Annotated in this window: 14 protein-coding genes; 4 read left to right on the plus strand and 10 right to left on the minus strand. The window is 43.2% G+C overall.

Annotation, left to right across the window (positions count from 1 at the left end):
• Positions 1–451: 451 nt before the first annotated feature.
• From hrpA to peaA, 10 genes are all read right to left on the minus strand, one after another.
• Positions 452–4,381 carry an ATP-dependent RNA helicase HrpA gene (gene hrpA / locus B4K11_RS00580; RefSeq protein WP_292954072.1) on the minus strand — a complete coding sequence of 1,310 codons (3,930 nt, stop codon included), beginning with the start codon at positions 4,379–4,381 and terminating at the stop codon, positions 452–454.
• Between the two features lie 288 nt (positions 4,382–4,669).
• Positions 4,670–6,079 carry an aldehyde dehydrogenase family protein gene (locus B4K11_RS00585; protein ID WP_292954075.1) on the minus strand — a complete coding sequence of 470 codons (1,410 nt, stop codon included), beginning with the start codon at positions 6,077–6,079 and terminating at the stop codon, positions 4,670–4,672.
• Positions 6,080–6,162: 83 nt separating this feature from the next.
• Positions 6,163–7,452: a hypothetical protein gene (locus tag B4K11_RS00590; protein WP_292954078.1), complete on the minus strand. Its 1,290-nt coding sequence runs from the start codon at positions 7,450–7,452 to the stop codon at positions 6,163–6,165.
• A gap of 175 nt (positions 7,453–7,627) precedes the next feature.
• On the minus strand, positions 7,628–8,980 hold the full coding sequence (qhpG, locus tag B4K11_RS00595) for a flavin-dependent monooxygenase QhpG (RefSeq protein ID WP_292954081.1): 1,353 nt from the start codon (positions 8,978–8,980) through the stop codon (positions 7,628–7,630).
• Between the two features lie 44 nt (positions 8,981–9,024).
• The gene (gene qhpE / locus B4K11_RS00600; protein ID WP_292954084.1) at positions 9,025–9,711 is read right to left on the minus strand and encodes a subtilisin-like serine protease QhpE; all 687 of its coding nucleotides are present in this window, start codon (positions 9,709–9,711) and stop codon (positions 9,025–9,027) included.
• Entirely contained in the window at positions 9,711–11,429 is a 1,719-nt protein-coding gene (locus B4K11_RS00605; protein ID WP_292954087.1) for an ABC transporter ATP-binding protein, read from the minus strand. Before B4K11_RS00605 ends, qhpE begins: the two co-directional genes overlap by 1 nt.
• A 120-nt stretch (positions 11,430–11,549) precedes the next feature.
• Positions 11,550–12,677, minus strand: coding sequence for a quinohemoprotein amine dehydrogenase subunit beta (peaD, locus tag B4K11_RS00610; protein ID WP_292954090.1), 1,128 nt, complete (start codon positions 12,675–12,677; stop codon positions 11,550–11,552).
• A 13-nt stretch (positions 12,678–12,690) separates the two neighbouring features.
• Positions 12,691–13,014 carry a quinohemoprotein amine dehydrogenase subunit gamma gene (qhpC, locus tag B4K11_RS00615; protein WP_292954093.1) on the minus strand — a complete coding sequence of 108 codons (324 nt, stop codon included), beginning with the start codon at positions 13,012–13,014 and terminating at the stop codon, positions 12,691–12,693.
• Between the two features lie 4 nt (positions 13,015–13,018).
• Entirely contained in the window at positions 13,019–14,452 is a 1,434-nt protein-coding gene (gene peaB, locus B4K11_RS00620; protein WP_292954096.1) for a quinohemoprotein amine dehydrogenase maturation protein, read from the minus strand.
• Positions 14,453–14,511: 59 nt separating this feature from the next.
• On the minus strand, positions 14,512–16,119 hold the full coding sequence (gene peaA, locus B4K11_RS00625) for a quinohemoprotein amine dehydrogenase subunit alpha (RefSeq protein WP_414689243.1): 1,608 nt from the start codon (positions 16,117–16,119) through the stop codon (positions 14,512–14,514).
• Between the two features lie 287 nt (positions 16,120–16,406).
• On the opposite strand from peaA, the gene B4K11_RS00630 reads away from it, so the two are divergent.
• The 4 genes from B4K11_RS00630 (at position 16,407) to B4K11_RS00645 (ending at position 25,770) form a co-directional block, all read left to right on the plus strand.
• Positions 16,407–17,138 (plus strand): response regulator, encoded by a 732-nt coding sequence (locus tag B4K11_RS00630; RefSeq protein WP_292954102.1) that lies wholly within the window; start codon positions 16,407–16,409, stop codon positions 17,136–17,138.
• 2 nt (positions 17,139–17,140) lie between these two features.
• Complete coding sequence (locus B4K11_RS00635; RefSeq protein WP_292954105.1) at positions 17,141–23,467, plus strand: AAA family ATPase; 6,327 nt, start codon at positions 17,141–17,143, stop codon at positions 23,465–23,467.
• Positions 23,468–23,711: 244 nt separating this feature from the next.
• On the plus strand, positions 23,712–24,647 hold the full coding sequence (gene paaX / locus B4K11_RS00640; protein ID WP_292954108.1) for a phenylacetic acid degradation operon negative regulatory protein PaaX: 936 nt from the start codon (positions 23,712–23,714) through the stop codon (positions 24,645–24,647).
• Positions 24,648–24,801: 154 nt separating this feature from the next.
• The gene (locus tag B4K11_RS00645) at positions 24,802–25,770 is read left to right on the plus strand and encodes a transposase (RefSeq protein ID WP_292959185.1); all 969 of its coding nucleotides are present in this window, start codon (positions 24,802–24,804) and stop codon (positions 25,768–25,770) included.
• Positions 25,771–25,981: the final 211 nt, after the last annotated feature.

Consider the following 25,981-nt stretch of genomic DNA (forward strand, 5'->3'; position numbering starts at 1 on the left):
TATAGAGTTGCATCAGCCTGTGCAATTACTGGTGTAGCCAGAGCGCCAGCTACAGCTAGAGCGATCAGTGACTTTTTCATCAACATTTCCCCTTCAATATATTCAACATACTAGTAGTGAATTTTAAATTTTTTTCTTATAGCAAAGCGCAATAACGCTATTACTCTATGAAAATACTATAAAAAAAAACATTTTCAAACAAATGAAAGCATTTTTCTTCTAAATTCTTTCTCGGCGAGTCAGTTAATATCTTTAGCACTCGCTTCTTTTTGCTACTTCCCTGTTATTAAGTACTGAATAAATTCTCTTTATTACAATACTTTAAACATGAAGTTAAAAATAAATTTGGCGCATTACACCATACCGATGGGGCTTGTGCAACCTTTGACTACATAATACACCCAGATAAAGCCCCGACAAAAGTAGTACGCCCTTAGTTTTTTGACTTACATCAAGGTAACACCTTGTTCCACTGCTGTTTCAGCCTCTTTTCAGAAACCGTTTTTTGAGTTCCCAGCTGCTGAGCAAACAACGATACCCTATACTCTTCGATCATCCATCGATAGCTCTCTAGCTCGGGATCGTAAATACCTTGCTTCACATTTCTATTAAAGCGGCTCTCATACTGTGCAAAAAAATGACTTAGCTGATCACTTAAGAGGCACTCTTGACGCAAATTCCGCCTAAACTTCTCCAATCGAATCTCTATACCTTTAAGATAACGCGGGAAATGCCCAAGTACTACTGATGAAGTATTCTGGATGAATTGCTTATCTAGCAACTCTTCAATCTGTTTTTTTACATCATTAAGTACAGGGACTTCATTCAATAGCACTTTGCCTTTAAGTTGCTTTTGAATACGGTTATAGCTGCTCATGATCCCTGCCACTTGCACCATAACTCTCTCACAAAGGGACACTAAGCCTGCCTTACAGCTCTTTAATTTTTCTTCAAACTGCTCTGCACTTCTAATAAGACTGTTATCTAAATCCAAAAGAGCCTTAGTCGCATGCCAAATAATTTGCTCATCTAATGTTTGCTTATTAAGTAAACCGGCGCTTAAAAGGAGAATTTTTGTAAACTTATCATTCTTTATTGTTTTACGCGCAAAGCGTACCTGCTCTTTCATATTAAGCATCGCCAAACGCACAATACCATCAATGCTTAGTCGGTCTGATTCCGCTTGATGTGATTTAAGGCACAGGGTAACACTGTCAGTGTGGTCCACCAGCGTGGGGTAAGCTTCAATTTCAACCCCAGCATATTTGTTCACTTTGCAGCTAGTTTCTAGCTGACCAAAATCCCAAGATGTTAGCCCCTCACGGCCCCAGCTATCCTCCGAACTTTTAGTCAACCGCTGGCTAATTTGAGAAGCATACTGGCTATTGAGTGCTTCCCAATCACGAGATTCGTCTAACAATCGTCCTTTTTCATCCACTAGGCGAAGATTCATCAGTAAATGTTCAGTGATCGAAGACTCTCTTAACTCCCTTTCTTGAATCCGTATCCCTGTCATTCTCAAAAGGTTCAAAGCGAAAACTTCGTATAAGTTGCCTACGCCAAACTCAACCTTCTGAATAAACGCATCAACATAATTAGGTACTGGGACGAAATGCTTACGCTGCTGCTTAGGCAACCCTTTTAATATCGCAGTACATTTCTCAGCCAACATCCCCGGAACTAACCACTCAATCTGCTGTTGAGGTATAGCGGTTAATAAAGGCAAAGGAACCTGAAGCGTCACCCCATCATCCGTTGCACCCGGTGCAAAATGATAGAAAAGCTTTAATCGTGCTTCATCTAAATTTAGGTGGTCAGGATATTCATTTTCAGACACATGATCTGCAGAGCGCTGTAGGATATCTTCCTCTTTCATGATCAAACATTCAGGATCAGTCTGTTCGACGCTTTTACGCCACTTTTCAAAACCTGAGCCATTGACAATATGCTCTCCAGTCAATCCCTTTAGCCGTAAACGATAAAAATCATAAAGCTGCTCTTCATCAACAAGGAGATCCTTTCGACGCGATTTAGCTTCTAACTTCTCAATGCCTCGTAACAAGGCCCGATTTTTCTTTATAAATGTTGCCGGAGAACTAAGCTCACCCTCAACAAGCCCCTGCCTTACAAATAGCTCATGAGAAATAACGGGATCAATTTTGCCATAGCTGACCCTACGCTTTGGAATAATAATCATCCCATAAAGAGTCACTTGCTCTGTTGCAACAACCTCTGCGCGTTTTTTCTCCCAATGGGGCTCACTGTAATTTTTCTTTACCAAATGTGGCGCTAATTTTTCTGCCCACACCGGATCAATCTTGGCAATACAACGCGCATAAAGTTGGCTCGTTTCCACCATCTCAGCCGCCATTACCCACTTTGGCGCTTTCCTATAAACGACAGAGCCAGGAAACAGAAAGAACTTACGATTTCGAGCCCCTAAGTACTCTTTATTCTCCTGTTTAAATCCCATATGACTTAAAAGGCCAGCGAGCAAAGAACGATGAACGGATTCATAGGAAGCCGCTTCTTTCTTTTCAACATAGGGTTTATTCTTATCAGTTAACTCTTTGCATATCAGATGCAACTGTCTATGCGTATCTCGCCATTCACGCATTCGCATATAAGAGAGAAAATGCTTAGCACAATATTTACGTAATTGGTTCTGTGATAACTCTTGCCTCTGGGTTTCATACATATCCCAGAGATTAACAAATGTCAGGAAATCAGATTCTTCATGTGCATACAAACGGTGCTTTTCATCACTCGCCTGACGCTTCTCCTGCGGCCTTTCACGTGGATCCTGAACGCCTAATGCGCTCACTATGATTAGCATCTCTCTTAGACAATTGTTACGTACTGATTCTACGACCATTCGTCCAAGGCGCGGATCAATCGGTAATTTAGCTAACTGCCAACCTATTGACGTAATTTTTCGCTTACCATCAACGGCACCCAGTTCTTGTAACAGTTTAAATCCATCATTAATAAAGCGACTATCCGGTGGATCAACGAAAGGAAACTCGGAAATATCACCTAACCTGAGCGAAAGCATTTGCAGAATGACTGCAGCGAGATTCGTTCTTCGTATTTCAGCATCAGTAAATTCAGAACGACCTACAAAATCCTCTTCAGAGTAAAGCCTGATACAAGTGCCTTCCGATACACGACCACAACGCCCCGCTCGCTGATTTGCACTCGCCTGAGAGATAGCCTCAATAGGAAGACGCTGAACCTTAGAACGGTAGCTGTAGCGACTAATCCTTGCCAGCCCTGTGTCTATTACATATTTAATACCCGGAACCGTTAATGAGGTTTCCGCTACGTTTGTCGAAAGAACCAATCTTGTACCAACCGCACCTTTACCTCGCTGAAACACTCTGTTCTGTTCAGCTAAGGAGAGACGTGCATACAAAGGTAAGACATCAACATGTTTAAGATTCGCCTTACGTAATATATCTGCCGTCTCTCGAATCTCACGCTCACCAGGAAGAAAGATAAGCACATCACCTTGCGGGCCTTTACCTTGTTTCCTTTCAAGGTCTAACAACTCCTCAACAGCCGTTAAAATTCCTTGCTGCAGATCTAAAGCTTTCTCATCGGTACCAGCCATTTCATGTAGAGGCCGATATAAGATATCTACCGGATAAGTTCGTCCAGATACCTCAATAATAGGTGCGTTAGAAAAATGTTTTGAGAAACGCTCTAAATCGATCGTAGCAGAGGTAATAATGAGTTTTAAATCAGGGCGTTTAGGCAGTATTTGCTTAATATAACCTAGTAAAAAATCGATATTGAGGCTTCGCTCATGAGCCTCATCAATAATCAGAACCTCATACTGTTCAAGAAATCGATCATGTTTAGTTTCAGCTAACAGTATTCCATCAGTCATGAGCTTAACTTGGGTGTTGTCTCCAACTTGATCGTGAAAACGAACCTGATACCCAACTCGCTCACCTAAGGTGGTATTAAGCTCTTCAGCTATCCTCCCTGCTACAGTTCTGGCAGCAAGACGTCTAGGCTGGGTATGACCTATTAAGCCTTTGCACCCCAGACCTAACTCAAGACAAATTTTTGGTAGCTGTGTCGTTTTACCAGACCCAGTCTCGCCAGCAAGAACAACAACCTGATTTTCATCTATCGCTTTAGCAATTTCATCACGGCGGGTACTAATAGGCAGGTTTGGAAAATCTACCGATTGATTGAGTGATGCTCTTCTTTCAACCCACCCACATGAGGCAGAAATACTCGCTTCTAACTTTTTAAGTTCGGCATCATCTTTCCCACCTTTTAGTCGTTCAAGTCGACGTTTAAAATGAAAGCGTTCTGATATTTTGCAGTTAGCCAGAAGAGATTTGAGCTGCTGTTTAGACTGTGCCAAAAGAGTTGCCTTACTAAATAAGTAATTAGAATTAAAAATAGAGTGGCAATTCTATAGCATGACGGAATAAGCTTCACCTTCAGCCTTCATAACAACCGTTATCTAAAAATAGTTACATTTTTAAAGAAAAGCATGAAATTAAATCATCATAATATAAAAACAAAAAAACTGGGGTTAAAAAACCCCAGAAAACCAAGCTAATTGAGCCAATGGCTTGGAAACTTTAGAAACACTAAAGTGAGGAAATACCTACAAGAAAATAGCCTCCAGGGAGGAGGCTACCAATTTTTAACGATTAATATTAACGACTTGAATCCGTGTGTATTCGAATAACCCTTCTTGACCAAACTCAACGCCAAAACCTGACATTTTGCAGCCACCGAAAGGCGCATGAGGTAATACTTCTGCATGGCCATTGATCCATGCGGTTCCGCATTCGAGTCGAGAAGCAATGGCTTGCGCCTGCTCCAAATCAGCCCCCCAAACAGAGCCACCTAGACCGTTTTCACTCGCATTAACCTGTCTGATTGCATCTTCAACATCAGTGTAAGATATAACCGGTAATACTGAGCCAAACTGCTCTTCATCTACAACCGACATACCTTCAGTCGCTTCTGTAACAATTGTAGGTGCAATAAAGTAGCCTTCGCCCTCTGGAACATTAGCCGATGCATGTATGGTCGCACCCGCTTCTCTTGCCTCAGCGATTAATCGATTAACATGATCATATTGCATCTGATTCTGAAGAGGGCCAAAGTTAACTCCCTCTTCGAACCCTGAGCCGAGGGTCTGCTCTTTTGCAATCGCAACAAGCTTATCTGCCAACTCTTCATACTGAGATTCATGCACATACAATCTCTTTAGAGCAGCACAAGTTTGCCCCATATTAAGGAAAGATGTTTGAAAGATACCCTCAGTAATCGCATCAAGATCAGCTCCCGGAAGCACGATACCACCGTCATTTCCACCTAATTCAAGCGTTAAACGCTTAAGGTTAGAAGCCGCACTTCGCATAATATGCTGGCCTGTCGGCGTTGAGCCCGTAAAAACAATTTTACGAATTTTCTCATGCTGACTCATTGCTGGGCCTAACTGATCTTGATCAGTTAATACATTAACTACGCCTGCAGGTAAAACTTCATTCATCAACTCAACAAGACGTAAGGTATTAAACGGCGTTAACGGTGAAGGCTTAACAACAACCGTATTACCTGCTCTAAGTGCCGGCATTATATGCCAAACAGCAATCATTAGCGGCCAATTCCACGGTAAAATAGAACCCACAACGCCAAGCGGTTTACGGTGCATCTCGATACGTTTATTTTCGCTGTCCTCTACCACCTCAACCGGAATTTCTAATTCAGCGGTATAGCGAGTCCAAGCAACAGATCCCCCAACCTCAACTTGCGCCAAGGCCAAAGGTTTACCTTGCTCTTTAACAATAATTTCTGCGAGTTCAGCTGCATGGTTTTCAATGGTATCCGCAACTTTATGCAGCAACGCTTTTCTTTCCTCATGAGAACTATATTGCCAAGTCTGAAAAGCCATATCAGCTGCATCAACGGCTTGATCTAACTGGGCAACAGAGGCACACGGACTCTCTGCAAAGGAAACGCCTGTAGCTGGGTCAATAACAGCGAAGCTTCCCGCTTCAGCCGCTACAGGCAACCCATTAATAATCATAGAATAGTTATTCATCTTAAAAAGCGCCTAAATCGATATAGAAAGTTTGCTGGGCTCGAAAGCCCAGCATTCCAATGGATCGTATTTCTGAAAGGGGATTAGAATGGTACGATCGCGAGCACTTGGAAATATGTGTTGGTATCATCGTTACCCTGCGTGCTTGTATCCGCATCAGGGGTATAGAAACCAACAAGAGGACTCACTATAAGGTTGTCTGTTACAACCCATTCAGCCCATAGATTTATTTCATTGGCATCGTTAGTCCCTGTACCGCCAACCGTATCTTTAAAATCGAAGTAAGCAGCACCAACCGTCACCATTTCAGATGGGTTAGCTGTAACACCTAGATAATGAATATCGGCATCACTACCAAATGGACCCGCATAGTTTGCAGCCACTTCACCCTGGAACCAGGTTCCATAACCACGGTTAAAACCGAAGAAAAGTGAATCAAAGCCTTCATCGTAACTCGTGTAACGATAATTTACGCTAGGCGTCCAAGCGACATCAGCAAAAGTCCAACCGGCTTCGCCGTAAAAAGCTTGAGTATCATCACCCGTGATGCCATCTTCTTGATTAACAAACTCAGCAGACAAGAATAGATTTTCTACGCCGGCACTGCCCTGATAACGCAAGCTCATTGTTTTCTGGCCATCACGACCTGCATTACCATTAATCGCAGCTTCCGTAGCATCAACACCTAAGCCTTCGATATACATACCTGCGAATGTGCCAGTCTCAGTCACATACTCAACGTTTGCACCCGCTAACTCCATGCTTGATTGAGCAGCATTATCAGACTCAATCCAGAAAATATCTGAACGCAAACCCTCTTCACCGCCTAAACGAGCAACCACAGTCTGATCAAACGCCTTACGTGCAGCTAACCAGTAACCACCACCACGGTTAAAATCATCGCCAAAGCCTTCACCAAGGTTGAGTGAATCACCGTTTAAAAGGAAACCATCACCAATGGTAACGTTTTGGCGACCAGCAGAAATTTCAAAAACATCGTTTCTAAAACCGACATAAAGATCTTCAATTTCTGTTTCTCTTTCATCACCAGTCTGTGCACCGAGTGCATCGCCATCACCCCAGACGCCAGATGTAAGCGCATTAGCAGCACCAAATAATACTGCGCCATTATCTAGATTACGTGTACCACTTAATCCGTATTTTACGTAGCCTTCTTGCCAATCGCGAGATTCACCCGTTGGGCCACCGAAAGTGTTGTAAGTTTCATCACTGCTGAAAACACCAAGGATCATTTCAACATCCAGGTTCAACTCACCTGCGTCACTTGAATGCAGATTGTAAGCGTGTACAGGCATTGCAACAGCTGCGGTTACAGCAGCAGTCAACAGGGATTTTGTGAACATTTTTTTCATCTGGATGGATCCTCCACCGTCGTGGTCATTTTTTGTTATATGTAGCGCCGCCGACAAGACAAAAGCTACTTTGATGACTTCAGTGTAAAGATGAGGTGTAAACCAGATTTGCGAATAATGTCTTAATTTGTTCTCAGATGTAACAGCTTGTAATCCAGCAAGATATTGATGGGACTCAACCTGTTACAGAATCAAATGCAGCGCCTTGCTGGCGCAACCAACCAAGTGAAAAGACCTGCTGCTCTGGCGTAAACCCCATAGCGGAAAGTTTAGATTTCAGTTCATTCAAACCATCACTGCTTCGGTAGGCTTGCACAACAGGCGCCAAAGGAATGCCCGACAAATGCCAAATCCCTAAAGGTTGATCAGCAGTGACAACCACATCAACTAACTCAATCAAACCACTTTTAACCACAGGTCGCTGGCAAACTTGTATACTAGAAATGTCTGACGCTTGATGAATGGGTTCTTTATCAGGCCATGCAGAACGCGTCTTCCAAAAAGGTTGTGTCGGCCACTGCTTTTCCATCATATAAAAGTCTCTACCAATTCTGGCAAAGCGATAAAAAAGCTCGGTTATTCTTAATTGATGGAATTGCTGCGCAAGACGAGCCTTAGCAGGCTTAGTGATTAACGTATTGATAACAGCCGGTGCTTGTAAGGAAGAGGATAAGGTTTGAAAAATGCCATTACCCGACAATGGGTCTACAGACATAGCAGCGTCCCCGACCCGAATCCAATTCAGCCCTACCGCCTCCTCACATAAAATAGGCGTGCTCGTGCGAGCATATAATTCGCCTGTAGGTTCTGCGCCTTCTAAAAAGGGCTGAGCTTGAGACAGCTTACTTAGTTTCTCATTACAAAAACCGACCAATTTGGATTTCTCCGGTAGATCAGTACTTGCAACATCAAACGTTAATTGTAAATAACGGCGACCATTTCCATCGGATGCGAGCCACGCCCAGCCGTTTTCAAAACTTTGAACAGCAGAACTTCTCTCCTGCTCAGCCCCCTGCCAGTACTGTAACAAAGAAACGGTTTCCGCTCCCCTTAGACGTTTCAGCTTTGCTGAGGGGGCTGCACGCCCTCTTGCTTCAACCAAAAAGTCTGCGCTCAGATAAGTCGTTTGGCCACAGGAATCCACACTCACTTCATGACCAAATTCAGCACTACGTACTGATTCAATGCGTCCCTGAATGACATGAATACCTTGCATAGCCAGATCAACCATCAACGCGTTATCAAAGGCGACCCGATCAATTAACTGCTCCGTATTCGCTTGGTTACTTTCGCCATTCCAAGTCACAAATCGAGCACTAGGTTCGGGTAAATTTTCTATCGCATGCTTAAAGCCTGCTCCTCTTAGCCCATCCACCACACGCTCAGATATCCCCTCCATCGCCTTAAAAGGGCGTGATTCTGTTACCAATGTAATCTGCTTATAACCTAGTTTTTGCAAACCTAACGCAACTGCAGCTCCGGAAGGGCCACCACCTAAAATTAGAATTTCACGTTGATCACTAAGCATTAGAATTTCCTCGGAAGGCATTCTGAATCAAACAGAATTGAATATTATTTAACGCGGCGTTCGGGGCCAAAATAGCTGGACTGTTGTTTTAACTTAGCAGCTAAGGTTGCTATGTCAAAAGCTTCTGATGAAGCCTGAAACTCTGCAATCAACTTAACTAAATGACCCGACATATGGGCACAACCTAGACTAGCGCCCGCTTTTGCTTGCTCATTATCCAGCCCAAGCACATGGCCACCAAAATCAGCAAACTCGGTTTCTAAACACGTAATTTCATTGATACTGCATCGCGCATCACCGGTCATGCGAAAAACACCAGGATAAGCAGAGGGATAAACTGGATCTCCCCGTGCGGGTGAAGACGCGGAAATAATGATCCCCTTTGAAACGACTTTAGCGATCGCCTGCGCTAATACCTCACGATCGTCTCGCAAACCTAAGCTAAGATTAATGATCTGAACGCCTTCTTCACACAACCAATCAATAGCAGCGGCGACTTGAGCCGCCGTTGTAACTCCCCGCTCATTAAATACTTGGGCGGATAAAAATATACTGTCTGGATAATGATAATGAATAATATCAATGATTCGAGCACCATGCTCCATAGCATCGTAAGTCGACTCACCCATCCACAATCCACCATCATGTAGATAGAACGCAGCACTATCATCCACCCAATTCAGTTGATTCTGACGAAAACCACTGTCTATCACACCGACACGCACAGACATTAATTCACTACCTCTACAGCCTTCAGCTGACCGCCTTGCAATTCGATCCGCTGCTCTACACCTATAAGTGTTGACGCGCGATGGCTAATTAAAATACGCGTTCTATCAGAGAAGAGCTGATCAACTGCACAAATAACCTCTTCTTCTGTTTTCTCATCAACCGCTGCTGTCGCTTCATCCAAAATCAAAACCCTTGGGTTTTGTAGGATGGCTCGCGCGATGGCAATGCGCTGGCGCTGGCCACCCGACAACTGCTGACCCCTTTCACCTAGCTCAGTATCAATTCCTTCAGGTAAAGTCTTAATCAGGCCTTCCAACTGCGCACGCTGTGCAGCTAACTTCACCTCTTCATCAGATGCTGAGGGCTGTGCATAACGAATGTTCTCTCTTAACGTCGCTCGAAATAACACAATGTCCTGGCTTACGACAGCAATCTGCTGACGTAATTCACTTGGCTTCAGATCCGACACAGAAACACCTTCAATAAGCACCGCACCCGAGCTGGGCTCAAAATGCCGATGCAGCAGATCAACAAGGGTCGATTTACCCACACCCGAAGCGCCTGTTAACGCAACTTTGCTACCTGCAGATATCTCTAATTCAGCATGATCAAATACTTTCTCAGCTCGACCGGGATAAGCAAAACACAAAGAGCGGATACTGATATCTCCCATCCCAGCAGGAAACGATTGATATTCACGATCAAGCGGCACTTCTGGCTGCTGTAATCTCAACTCATTTACACGCCCGAGGCTCACACTCATACGCTGAACAGCAACATACAGCCCTAATAGACTGTTAACCGGGCCAACAGCCATACCAAGATAAGTTGAAAATGCTATTAACGCGCCTAACTGCCACGTGCCTTCGATGACCCAAAAACCACCAATCAAGAAAGCTGCAGCGCGGGTTAATGAAGTTAATGTACTGGGTATCGCTTGCGTAAAAAATTCGGTGACTTGTAATCTCAACAAATCACCTAAGTAATTACTGTTCAATCCTTCCAACCGTGATCGTTCTTTAGGCTCCTGCCCTACCGACTGGATAAACTTCATAGCGGGTAGTGTTTCGACTAAGAAACTTGAGATATCTGCAGACCGCTCACGTAACTGCCGAGTTTGCACTTCAACTTTACGCCGCATCCAACGTAGCCAAAGCACCTCAAGCGGAATAAGAATGACCACCAATAATGATAACTTCCACGATAGAAACAACATCATTACAGCAGCGCCCACGAGGCCTAAAATACTGCTGACTGCGGAGAAAAGGCTATCAACAGCAAAGCGCTGAATTTGCGCCACATCACCATCGATGCGGGACATGATGTCACCTACACGGTGGCGACCATAAAAAAGAGGGGAAAGCGTTTGTAGGTGCTGGTAAAGATCGTTCCTTAACGCAAAAAGAATTTTCCCAGACAACTGAGTATGCAGATAGCGATTAACGCCTGATAACGTCGTGCTAATAATGCCAACAAGAATCATCCCAATGGCAACGCTTACGAGTACTGAATAATCCTTGGCGATCAAGCCACCATCAATCAGAGTTTTGGTTAGCCAAGGCTGCAATAAAACAAGAAATGTAGCGCAGACGGATAGCAGCAGAAGCCCAATAATTGCATTTCGGTGCGGTCTGACAAAACTGTAAAGCCAACGAAATGCTTGTTCCAACTGCTCTGGATTATCATGAGTTACTGTACGAGAAAGCCATTTCAACATAGATGGTGATTTACTCTAATTAGAACTAAGAACTGCACTCTTTGATCGTTTGAAAAAAAAGGGGTGATAATCATCACCCCTTTATTTCAAAGATCCCGTCAGACAATCTTTACCCTAGACTCAGCGTTGCACTTTTGCAATGCGAAGATCGGAAGTAGACATATCGCCTGCTAGCTTGATTGATCCAATTTTCTTCAATGTTTTTGGATCATGTATGGAGATATCACTCGACGTTCCACCCACATAGATCTTACTACCATCTTCAAGCATGTTGATGTTGTAGTAGGTATGCGGCATAGGATGCACAGCTAAGGTTTTACCCTCTTTGATATTATGCTTAGAAAGCTGATTAAACGATCCATAAACGATATCTTCATCATTTGGATCAGTTACCCAGTTAAAGACAATAAATTCAAAAGGTAGCACTTCACCTGTCGTTACATCACCCGTTTTAGTGTCGACTTTCGTCATCCCCCAAAGGAACTCAGCCTTTTCCATATCACCCGGCTCACCATTCCACTTAATCGTGAAGTACGGCATGATATATTCGCCAATATGTTCACCCATCGTATGCATCGCAAATGCATCAGGAGGCACCCAACCTTCTGGACTACGGTCCCAATTTTGCAACTTAGCCAAGGTACGCACTTTACCGTTAGTCGTATCAATCGCCTTGATATCACCACCGCCCAAAATCACCTCGCTGGTTTTCTCAATGAAACCCAGTTTAGTAATACGGCGATCGACAGGATAAGTACGAACTGGCTGAGCGTTTAGGCCATCATCTGTTTTATACACAGCTAGACGAGGCTGTATGGCTTCAAAGTGATCTTTATGCAGTTTTACTGGGTTCTGAACTGTGTACAGTTCTTTACCATCAGCGCTCACTGTCATAGAGATAATGCTTTTAACCTGTTCCATCGGTGTCGATTGCTTCATAGAGAAAACAATCTTACAGTCACTAATATTAAAACCGTAAACATCTTCCCACTTATTAGTCATTACATAAGCAACTTTACCATCCGGCGATGAGGCTATACCGCCGTTACCAAATGTTCCCGGCACATCACAGCTACGTAGTAGCTTATCAGTTTTTGTGTCAATAACATGTAACTGGTTTGGACGTGTAACAGTGAGTAGATATTCATCCGTTGCAGCCTGAACCGATAGCCCTGTACCCATGAGTACGAGACCGGTCATTACAGCACCCAACCCTTTCGCCGGGTTTACCATCTGTTTAAATTTCATCTCTGATTTCCCCTTACTCAGACTCTGGGAAGACTGCATCAATTTTGCGCCAATCTTCATCTGCTTTGGCTACATCTTGCGACCAATTTGGATGCGTAGACATAGTGTCCGGTACCTGTGCAGGCCACCAGCATGCATCGGCACAACCATACAGATCAGATTCCATTGGCTGGCAAAGAGATCCTAAGCCGCCAAAAGGATCAACTTCCCAGCCTGGGTCATTAACGGAGGTACAGCCAACAACTGACTGCATTGCAACTACTTCTTCCACATCACCTTGGGAGACAGCAGCATCAAGCATTTTCGCTTTTTTATTAAAAGACTTTAAATGTTTCATTTTCTTAAGCACCTCTTCGTGGAGATACATATGCATCGAAGAACCCAGGGTTCTCGAGCATAATCTGCGAATAAACTTCTACCCCATAATCGATCCAATCTCTCAACAGGTCGCAGTAGTGGTAGGAAGGTTTCGTAGGATCACCATATTTTGCATAGCTTTCGTGATAGCAACCGCCAGAACAAATATTACGAATTCGGCAAGTTTCACAGCCTTCTTGACTACGATCTAAACGATTTTCAACAAAAGCTGATAAAGCAGGTTTATCGATACCTTTATCAACATCACCGAACAACGGCATATCAGATCCCGTAAAACGATGACAAAGGTTCAAACCTCCATCCTTATCAACAGCTAACAATCCAACACCGGCACCACATGGCAACTGTTTCTTCTGACCTTCGTGCAGATCCGTCATTAATTGATGCATATTGCCAAAACCGTAATTCTTGTTTTCTAAGGCAGCTTCTAGGTACTTCTTGCCCAATTTTTTCTGGCCCTCGAAGACAGCTATCATCTCCTCGCCACTCAGATTAAATTCAGCGATATCACCCGAAGTAACCGGGCCAAAGCCCACCTCAGCAAAACCAAGATCGTGATAAAGGTGATTAAAGATCGTTTCGACATCCGTAATGCCTTTAGTCAACGTCACACGGCAACCTACAGGTCGCGCAGTGTAACGAGACAGCAGCATGTCGACTTTCTTTTTAACTACATCGTACGTCCCTTGCCCGCCAACCGTGATACGGTTTTTATCGTGCATCGCTTTAGGACCATCCATTGAGATAGTCAGACCAAAACGGTGCTCGTTAAACCAATCAACAAGTTTTTCGTTAAGCAAAGTCGCATTCGTGGTCATGGTGAAATCAACGCGCGCTTCAAGATCAGCAAAACGCTTCTCACAATACGCAACAACTTCACGAATTAATGGCATGTTGGATAGCGGCTCACCACCAAAAAAAACAACATTATATTGACGCTGATCAGGCGACTCTTTAAGCAACATTTCAACCGACTTAATCGCGGTTTCTACTTCCATCTTCAGTCCTTCAGACGGTGTCGTCAGGTCCTCTTTATAGCAGTAGGTGCAACTTAAATTACAGCCCGTATTAACGTTCAAAACCACTGTAGTTAAAGGAAAGTTTTCAACCTTTTTCGGTGTTGGGTTATAGCGAGCCACACCACCTGTTTCATGAATAATTTCAAGCGACTTAAACTCTTCGAGTAGCTCTACAACTTCATTTGCAGGGTAGCGGCTATCAAGACGGTCTTTGATCATAGGAGCAGTAACAGCATCTTGCTCACTAAACAGATCAATGACATCTTGGCTCATTGCATCCAACTCAAACAGTCCACTTGATGGAACATGAAACAACATAGTGCGCTGTTTCAGGTTCACTAAATGCATGTTTGGCTTTACCAGGGAAAGAGATCCCATAATCACCTCGTTATTATTTGTATGCCCAAAGGCTGGTTGAGGTTGCTATCACATTCAGATTACTGAATTAGTTCTTTAACGAAGTCTTGAACAGTGACTAATAGATGTGCTTCGCCAGATACAGCTGCACCACCTTCAGTTACTGTTCCAACAACTGCTAGGTTACCCACGTTGTTGGTAGACATCTTACGCTCTGGGTTAAGCCCAGCGTCGCCAGGTGTAAAGATACCCTGAGCATTAATCTTGCCTGCATACTTAAGATCATGTTCTTCTTCAGCTACTGCATCAAAAGGCTTCAAGCTCCAAGTCGCTGGCATATAGCCCAACTTAAGATCATCTTCAGTGCCTGGTTTACCATCCGCACCTGCTGCATAACCAATTGCGCGATAAATTGATTTTTGCTTAGGGATCGGACCGCCATTACCACCGATTCGAGCGATAGATTCACCCGGAGTAATATCGACACGTGCAACACTGTCATATACAGCTAAAGCCGCATCCAATGAACTTGCACCAACCGCTAGTGTGCGATCTCCAACCATAGCTTTGGCATCCGCCTTCACTTTAACCAGCATATGGTCAGCCGTTTTACTTACAACACCTTCAACACTGATGCCTTTACCTAAAGAGATCTTCTCTGAAAGGTTTGAACCAGTGATTTTTAAAGTCTGTGTTGTGCCCTGCTTGATATAAGTAGGTGATACAGACACGATAACTGGAGACTTACCCGCTTTTTTAGCGAACACTTCACCGCCTATCACATCATCATTTTTCAGGAACATACGACCCGACAGTGATTGACCATCTTCTGACGCTGCAAATACTTGACGCATCTTACGACCATCAATTACAACTGCACCACGCCATTCATAGCCGGCAAATACCTTAGCGTTACCACTACCTGTCAATTTAGTTCCGTTTGCGTAATAACCATTCACTAAAAGAGTGTATTCATCTTTTTTGTTTGGCATCACCGAAACAGTGGCAGAGAACTCGCCTTTATCAGGCATAAACCCGCTCATCACCCAGTCGCCGTTCAAAGGCGCTTTAGGTGCTGCTTTCCAGTCATCCCAAGCTTTAGTCACGAGAGGATAACCTTCGCCTAACTGAGTACTTGTTTCATTGAGAGCAATCTGGAACCAGGGACGATCACGATGACCGGCTAAGTACTCAATAGAAGGGACCTGACCCATATGAAAATGAACCAGCTTTTGCCACTCATCCGTCGTACGACGCTGTAAACCGGCACGCGCCCCTGAATGACAGCCCATGCAAGTACTAGCTAAGTGCTCAGGGACATTCTGCTCGACTACGTTAGGCTCGCGCTCAAGCACATAACGGAAATCTGCGGTTTCAGATGGTGCTAAACCCTGCGTATCCGCAAGGTATTTAATCAGCACACGCTCATCTTCAGGCTTAAGCAGTAAACCACGCTGACTTTTCATTCGGTTGATCGTCATTTGCCAGCCTTCAGGCGTTTTACGCTGTTGACTGATTCGCGAAAAAGGCGCTTCAGCCTTTCCCGTTTCACTATGACATAGCAAGCAGTTTTCCTTGATGATTTGCGGTCCATCAATTGCCGAAACAGTTGATGCAAATCCAAGAAAAGCTACAGCCCCGCCAAAGCGAAGAACTCGCTTCATGCTACGATTTTTCAAGACTATCACTCCCCACTCTCGGTGATCCTTTGTTATATATAGCGCGTTATTAAGTGTTGTAAACTCGTCTACACGCAATTGGGTCTATTCAAATTACTCTACCCATGTAAACAAAATATCTGGCATATGTGCTGTTTTGTCCTCAGATGTAACAGCGTGTAACACATACAATTAGAAACAAACCTAAGCTTCTGATCTACTTAACTTTTACCCCAACTTAACATCATAAGTAATTAGCTTTCAAAGGCAGCCAAGCATTGCTAGACTGAAACTAAATCGATAGATTAGCATTATTTATGAATATAAATTCGAGCAGTCCAAACAAAATACTAATCGTAGAAGATGACGTTGCTTCGCGATCTTTGCTTTCAAGTTACCTAAGTAAAGAAGGTTATAAAATAACCGAAGCAGATCAAGCTGATGATTTATGTGAACGCGTCCGGCAGGAGCAGATTGACTTAGTTTTGCTCGATATAAATCTACCCGGAAAAGACGGTTTGACCCTCACGCGTGAACTTCGCTCTGTATCGAGCGTTGGTATTATTCTAGTCACCAGCAAAGGCGATGAAATTGATCGAATTGTAGGCCTTGAATTAGGTGCAGACGATTATGTTACAAAGCCTTTTAACCCCCGTGAACTCTTAGTCAGGGCTAAAAACCTACTCTGGCGCGTCAAAGACAGCCAACTAGCACGTTCATCTGAAAATGTAAGCAGTCTTCAGTGGCAATTTGAAGGCTGGACACTGGACAGTAATAAACGCTTATTAACATCACCGGGCGGTATCACTGAAAGACTACCTGAAGGTGAATTCAAACTCCTCTCCTCTTTGCTCAATGCCCCGGGAGCAATACTTTCTCGCGATCAACTTATGGACGCAATTCATGATAGAGAGTGGACACCCAATGATAGATCTGTTGATGTCATGGTAGGACGTTTACGCCGTAAGTTAGATGACAATCCGGCCGACCCGCACTTTATTTTAACGGCGCATGGTGCAGGTTACATGTTTGCTGGAGACGTTAAATAATTATGGCTTTAGACCAACTGCTTTTTATCGATCTCATTCATAGCGGTAACCATAGCCGCATATCTAAAGCCATCACAGAGATCGAAAAAACACCGGTCATCGTTAAACAGGTTGCTGAAGAACAACGCTCAAAAGCGACCAATGCACGTCTTAATCATGAATTTAATATTCTGAACCTACTTAATATTAACGGCGTCATTAAGCCACTAGAATTCCGCCGAACAGGCCCAAACAGCGCGATTATATTCCCATATAGTTCGGCTATCAGACTCAGACAATGGATTGCACAAGAAAAACCCAGTTTCAACCAGCGATTACAAGTAGCAATAAAAACAGCTGCGATTATAGGGCAAATACACGAAGCAAAAATAATCCATAAACAGATTTCGCCTGACAATCTGTTAATAGAGCCCTCTACATTACAAATATGGGTAATAGACTTCTCCCTTAGCTCCCAATTAAAACGAGAGCACCCCAGTTCCCAAGCACCGCTACACAGCAAACAAGACCTCCGATATATCGCACCAGAACAAACAGGCCGTATCAATCGTGTTGTCGATTACCGCAGTGACTACTATGCCTTAGGTGCCACTCTGTATGAGCTATTTACAGAAAAGCCCCCTTTTGAGTCACAAGATGATTTAGAACTGTTACATTGCCACTTAGCCCGACAGCCAGTTGAACCTTATATACAGAATACAAATCTGCCAGAACCCTTATCGCAGATAATTATGAAGTTATTGGCTAAGGATGCTTCTCTTAGGTACCAATCAAATCTAGGCCTTTGTAAAGATCTAAAACACTGTTTAAAGATAGATAACGCCCAGCTCATTGAATATTTCGAGGTCGGGCAAGAGGATATTTCAGAGCGATTTGAAATACCGCAAAAACTTTACGGTCGAGAAAAAACAATCGACCACCTTAAAAACAGCTTCGACCTAGTCACTCAAGGACAGCAAACCCTTACGCTCATCTCAGGCAACGCTGGGACTGGGAAATCCAGCCTCGCTCATGAAATACGTCACCATATTCTGCAACACCATGGATTTTTTGCAGCGGGTAAATTTGACCAATATCACCGTAATCGTCCCTATACGGCGATCTATCAGGCGTTACAAACACTGATTCGTCAACTTTTGACACAATCGGATGAGCAAATAACTCAATGGAAAAAGGATCTGCTAAATGCAACAGGGAACAATGCTCAAGTACTCTTCCAATTAATACCCGAACTTGAATTAATTGTAGGCAGACAACCTCAGGCGGCAAAACTTTCCCCCTCTGAAGAGCAACACCGCTTCTCCCATATTATTCGTCAAATTCTTAAAGTTTTTGCGACAAAAGCACACCCATTAGTACTTTTTTTTGATGATCTTCACTGGGCAGATCTATCATCACTCAAACTTTTAGATAAGCTTTCACACAATCCCCAGCATCCACATTTACTCATTATTGGTAGCTACAGAACTCAAAACATAAGTTCAAACCACCCCTTCCATCTAGCGATTGAACACCTCAAGCAAGCGCCAATAACAATTAATGCACTGGAAATACAACCATTAGCGCTTAACGACGTTAGCCAGTTGATAGCCGATGCGTTAAATCAGAGTAAAAAAGAGTGCCAAGTTCTTGCTGATATTTGTTTCAAGAAAACCCAAGGAAATCCCTTTTTCCTTAATCAATTTTTACTAGAACTGTATGAAAAAAAGCTACTTTTATTTCGAGGTAATCGCTGGCACTGGGATGCAACGCAGATCAACAACTGCGGAATTACCGATAATGTCATTGAGTTTATGGTGGATAAACTCCAACGTCTGCCTTCTGCAACGCTAGAGATTCTGAAAGTGGCTGCGTGTATCGGAAATCCGATACAACTTCACATACTAGCAAGGGTCTGCAAACAACCTGCCCCCGCCATTGCTAACGACCTTTGGCAGGCTCTCACTGAAGGGTTATTACTCCCCCTTGGTGAAAGCCATCACTTTGATTCAGAAACCCAAGCGCATCGTATTCAATACCGATTTATTCATGACCGAGTTCAACAGGCCGCTTACTCCCTAATAAATGAGGACGACTTAACCTCATTACACTATCAAATCGGCCTAGTTTTAAAGGCCAGTTTACCTAATCAAAACTCGGGCCGTCGCCTATTTGATATCACCAACCACCTAAACCAATCTCTCTCATTAATTAACACAAATGAAGAACGAGTAGAGCTTGCAGATTTAAATTTGAAAACAGGCATTAGAGCTCGGCAATCAGCTGCATTTGAGTCTGCTTTTGAGTACTTTAACCAAGGCCTAACACTCATCGAGAATGATCAGTTAGGTAATAAGAAGTTACTCCGATCACTGCAAAAAAATGCGGCCGACACGGCTTATATTAAAGCTGATTTCGCCTATTTGGATCAGTTACTTGATAAAGCGATCCCTCTAACCGAAAACTTGATTGATCGAGTGCAACTTGAAGAGTTGCATATTCAGGCATTCATCGCTCAGAATAAATTTTCGAAGGCCTTAGAAGTTGCCATTAACCTTCTGGCTCAGCTTAATGTCCCTATTCCTCTAGAGCCTAAAGACAGCACTATAGCGCTCAGTCAAGCTAAGCTTTCTTTACTTCTATGGCGCTTTTCAGACAAGAATATTCTCGACCTACCCGTCATAAAAGATCCAAAAAAACTGGCGGCGATGTCATTACTTGCGAATATGTTTGGGGTCGTTAAATTCTCAAGTTCCGGACTTCGCCCTTTGGTCATGGCTAAAGAGGTTGAACTGACCTTAAGGTACGGCTTGAGCGAAGAATCAGCCATGGCCTTCGCAGGCTATGGCGGAGTACTTTGCGGTAAGTACAAAAAAATAGAACAAGGTGTCAGGCTTGGAAAACTTTCCCTTAAACTAGCTGAACGCTTCTCTGGAAAAGGCGAGCATAAATCCTTATATCTCTATAACGCATATATTCGTCACTATAAGGAACATCTCAAACTATGCGCTGAGAGCTTATATAAATCTCACATTAAAGCGTTAGAGTCAGGAGATATTGAATGGAGCGCATACTCTCTTGCCGCTTACATTCAATACGAATTTACCTTAGCACCAGATCTAAAAAGCTTTGCACACCAATTAAAACAGTACACGTTACAACTTAATGAATCAGGTCAAAAACAATCTCTTCATTACACGCTAATGACTCAACAAGCGGTAGAGGCATTATCTAAAGGGGAATTTCCTGCCAATCTTAATGGTGAGCATTACAACGAAGAAGAGATGCTAGCGGATTACCGCAATAACACCCATAAAACCGCCATCTGTTTACACTTCTATTACAAGGGAATCTTGGCGTTTATCTATCATCAACATAAAGAAGCAGAAGTCTTCTTGAATGAAGCGATTGAATACCACCCTTATATTAGTGGCACCTACGCTGCCCCCTACTTGTCTTTCTTCAATACCCTTAATACGCTTATTCTAATAGAAGAATCTAGTATTTTAGAGCAAGTCCCTCGCATTAAAGCAGCAAAACAATACCTTAAATCTGTCGCAAAACTCGAAAAACATTGCGAAGAAAACCACCATCATCATTGGCTTATCATAAAAGCCATGATTTTAACTGTGGAAAAGAAATACAGTTCAGCCATCGACTATTTTGACCAAGCTATCGAACACACCCTTAATCACGGATTCATTTTAGATCGAGCCGTTTGTCTTGAACTAACGGGGATGTGCTACGAAAAGTGGGGAAAAGAAACTCTCCATAAACACTATATAAAGCAAGCATACGATGCGTATACAAACTGGGGAGCACTTAGTAAACAGAAACAATTAGAGCAGGAATACCCATTTGTTTGTATTGATTACACGCAGCAAATTGAGCACTACAAACCGCATGCAGAGCGCAATTCTATAGAACGTTCAAGCCAAGATTACGATATAAACTCAGTGATCAAAGCCTCTCAAGCGATTTCTGATGAGATCATGCTTGAACCACTTATTTCTACTCTGCTTAAGCTAGCCATTATCAATGCGGGCGCTCAAAGAGCGGTGCTGCTTTTTAACCATGAAGTGCTGAGCGTTGCGGCAGAAAGCATCATTGAAGAAGACACGCGTTTTTACGACAACCTCCCCCTAAATCGCACTGCTGATATACTGCCAAGCAGTATCATTCATTACGTTGCAAGGACCAAAGAAAATGTCGTTTTAGGGGATGCCACTCAGCATGAAATGTTCCAACAAGACCTCTATATTAGAACCGTAAAACCCTTATCACTGCTTGCCTTACCGATCCTTTATCACGGTGACCTAACCGCAATCTTGTATTTAGAAAACAATCAAAGCAGTAATATTTTTGATCGAAATCGTTTAGAAACACTTCAAGTTCTCGCTTCACAGGCTGCGATATCCATAGAAAATGCGAAACTTTATCAAAGCCTAGAAAAATCAGAATACGACTTTAAATCGCTCTTTCTTAATGCTGTAGAAGGCATATTCAGAGCCTCACCCGATGGCCGCTTCATTTCTGCAAACCCTGCGTTAGCATCCCTCTTGAATTTCAAAAATATGGATGAATTTCATAATGAGATAACGGATATAGCCAGCCAATGTTTCTATGATGATCAAGAGAGAATCACCTTCCTCAATACACTAGACGAAGAGCATAAAGTCGTTAACTTTGAAACGCGCTGGAGAAAAAAGGGAGGCGACACTATTTATGTCTCTATCTCAGCACGTAAAGTGCTAGATCCTTTAGGAGAGGTTCAATATTACGAAGGATCTTTGACCGATATTAGTGAGCGCAAGGCAAAAGAAGTAGCTGAGCAAGCACGCTACGATGCGGAAGCCGAAAACGAAGCGAAATCTATGTTCTTAGCAACAATGAGTCACGAAATAAGAACGCCGATGAATGGAATTCTAGGCATGGCTCAGCTCATGAAGAAGGGAGAACTCAATCCGGCCCAGAACAAACAGATCGACACTATATATAATGCGGGTCAATCCCTACTCGCTATTCTCAATAACATCTTAGATTATTCAAAAATAGAATCAGGGCAGCTCGATCTCGAAAGTAAACCTTTCTGGGTTCAAGAGATTTTAGATGATACCTATCATCTATTTATGCCTGTGGCAGAAGAAAAGTCCTTACAAATCGTTCCCATTATAGATAGAAACCTCCCTCCTCTTCAGGGAGATAAACGTGTGTTAAATCAAATTTTGATGAACCTCTGCTCAAATGCACTTAAATTTACACATGAAGGCTATATACGTTTAAGCGCAGAGGGCCTGCAAACATCAGAGCCTGAGATCAAAGTCCGCTTCAGTGTTGAAGATACCGGTATTGGGATTCCAAGCGACGCACATCACAAAATATTTCAACACTTTACACAAGCGGACAGCTCAATTACTCGCCGTTATGGCGGTACAGGCTTAGGGCTCGCTATTACAAAACAAGTGATTGAACATATGGGCGGCACTATTGGCTTCGACAGTTTAGAAAATAAGGGAACCACATTTTGGTTTGAATTGAGCTATCCCATAGCCCAAAGCACACCAGAACAAGGTACCCATGATAGTAAGACCCGACAATGTAAAGCCTTAGATATTTTATTAGTAGAAGACACTCCCGTTAACCAAGAAGTTACACGAGGTTTACTGGAAAGCGATGGCCATACAGTATCTATAGCCGACGATGGTTTCACCGCACTCTCTATGCACAACGACCACCTATATGACCTTGTCCTAATGGATATTCACCTACCGGATATGGATGGAATTGAAACCACAAAACGGATGCGCCAACATCCAGATTCAGAGCGTGCAAACATTAAAATCATCGCTCTAACAGCGTCAGTTGCCCAGCATGAAATTAAAAACTACCTTGCATCAGGTATGGATGGGGCTTTAGCCAAACCGATTCAATACGAAGAACTACAACATTTAATAGAACACCAAAAAGCAATTATCTCCCCTAAGCAAGCAAATCATCAGCTAATTGACTGCAACCTACTCAACCAACACAGAGAGATGCTAGGTGATGACAGCCTTAAAACCTTACTGATTCAGTACAATGATCAGGCTGAAAGGCTGTTTGATGATATGCAGCAAGCAGCGCAAAATGAGAATTTCCTAGAGGTAGGTAAGAAAGCACACACACTCAGTGGCGCGGCTGCCAACTTCGGATTTATTGCGGTTCAAATATTAGCTAAACAGATAGAAAACTCAATGGAAGAATCCAATAACAAACCTGAAATAAACAGAACATTACTGCCTGATCTCAACCGCCTAAAACAGATCCTAATCGCTAGTAACCAAGCATTAAAAAATGAACAGATACATTAAAATGACCACAGATATTTTGTGCCTATTTATGGCCCACTCAGACCTATAATTTTATATAACAAAAAAATATTTCAGGTGGCTAATTACGTATCGTTTTATTATATAATAATTTAAGCTTATCAAAGACGATGAGCATACAACTAAACATAAACACTGAATCAAATTTGCTTAGGTAAATCGCGATATATAAAATGCTCGCGCCAAAACACACAAGTAAAGTTAAACAATAATAAACTGGATTCACATGCCCGCTTTCCCCGCCCTAGAGACATTGGTTGATAACTTTCGAAACCGTCGCCCTATACGTGCGGGTTCGTTGATCATTACCGTCTACGGTGATGCTATCCTTCCTCGTGGTGGGACCGTATGGCTTGGCAGCCTTATCAACCTGCTAGAGCCCCTCGGCCTTAATCAACGTTTAGTGCGTACCTCTGTATTTAGACTTTCCAAAGAAAACTGGCTAGTCGCAGACCAAGTAGGCAGACGAAGTTACTACAGCCTGACAGGCCCTGGTATCAGACGCTTTAGAAAAGCGTTTAAACGCGTCTACGCAGAGCACAATCCTGAGTGGGATGGTCGCTGGTTGATGGCTGTTTTGAGCCAGCTGAATCAAGATGAACGCCAGAAAGTACGCCAAGAACTCGAATGGCATGGATTTGGCAACTTAGCACCCACGGTTATGCTGCATCCACAGATGCAAAAACCAGAACTGCAAACCATTCTGCAAGAATTTGATTCTCAGAATGATGTCATCATGCTTGAAGACTTGGGAGAAGGCTCTGCCGCCAGCCGCGCGTTAAGGTTACAAACCCGCGAGTCCTGGAATTTGCCAAAACTGGCGGAGGATTATCAAAACTTTTTAGACAAATTCCGTCCTATCTGGAATCACCTAAAAGAGAAAGATAACCCAACAGCCGAACAGTGCTTTCAGATCCGAATCTTATTGATACATGAATACCGCCGTATCATTCTACGTGACCCAGAACTACCGGACGAACTATTACCTGGTGACTGGGCGGGAAGTGCCGCTAGGCAGCTGTGTAACAATATCTACCAACGTGTTTGGGAAGGTGCCGAGTTGCATATGAATGATGTGCTTGAAACCGCAGAAGGCCCTCTTCCGCCGCCAAACAGTAAGTTTTTCCAACGCTATGGCGGGTTAAAGACATCTGACTCATAAAAAGTCGCTGTAACAAAACTAAAATCGCGATGACACAATCGTGAGAGGTGCCACCCATGAATCTAAAAGCCACTAGTCTAAATTGACAACCTAACACTCCGACCCTAAGATTAATCAAACCCTCTATGCTTAACATCGATAAAAGGATTTACCGATGACACGCCCAAGAAAGGAACTCGTATCCGTTCAAGATACACCCTATTATCACGTCGTCTCACGTTGCGTACGACGCTCTTTCCTATGCGGTAAAGACCCAGTAACCGGCCAAGATTATGAATACCGCCGCCAATGGGTAGAAGATCGTATACGTATCCTCTCTTCCCTATTTCCGATTGATATTTGCGCCTATGCAGTCATGTCTAACCACCTTCATATCGTCGTAAAACTACGCCCAGATGAAATAGACAGTTTGTCAGATAAAGAGATTGTTAACCGTTGGCTCTGCTTATTCAAAGGTCCCTTACTTATTCAAAAATGGCAAACGGGAGAGAACCTAAGCGAAGCCCAATTAGACTGCGTCAATGACATCATAAAAGTCTACCGTAAACGACTAGGCAGCCTGAGCTGGTTTATGAAATGCCTAAATGAACCTATAGCACGGCAAGCCAATCAGGAAGACAACTGCACTGGCCACTTTTGGGAATCCCGCTTTAAATCACAAGCTCTATTAACCGAAGAAGCCCTGCTCTCGTGTATGGCCTATGTAGATTTAAACCCTGTTCGTGCAGAAATGGCCCCTACTCCTGAAGAGTCAGATCACACCAGTATCAAAGAACGACTTAAACCTAAGTTCGACATAACATCAGCGATAGAGTCACAAAAAGAATTACTTGCCCTGAGACACTTTCACTCCACCATCAAGCCTTTAGCAACCTTTGAAGGAGATGTAAGAGATGAAGAACAGCACGGCATCCTATTCAACCTCACAGACTATTTAGAATTAGTCGACATGGCAGGGCGAATCCTTAGAGATGACAAACGCGGCGCCATCTCCGCCCACCTACCACCCATACTAGATAGATTAGAAATAAACAAAGAGGAGTGGCTCGATAACGCCACTCAATTTGAAAAATTGTACCTAAAGAAGTTTGCTAGAAAACGACGAAGAGCATCAGCTGCATAACACCGCTCTAAAACCTGAAGAAGCGCCACCAACAGCCAAAAAGGATCAGCTGAACCGCTGAGAAAGGCTATCGAGCTAAAAAGGATCTAAACGAACAAATAGCTTCTTAAATCACCCGCCTAACCAATCCCATCCTGCAAACGAATAAATACACATCTATCGGATTAGAAATTAAGAGTTCTTCTTGAAGAGCGACTGTCCCTTCTTATTC

The organism is Neptuniibacter sp. UBA6509, from assembly GCA_002435145.1.
Classification (GTDB): domain Bacteria; phylum Pseudomonadota; class Gammaproteobacteria; order Pseudomonadales; family Balneatricaceae; genus Neptuniibacter.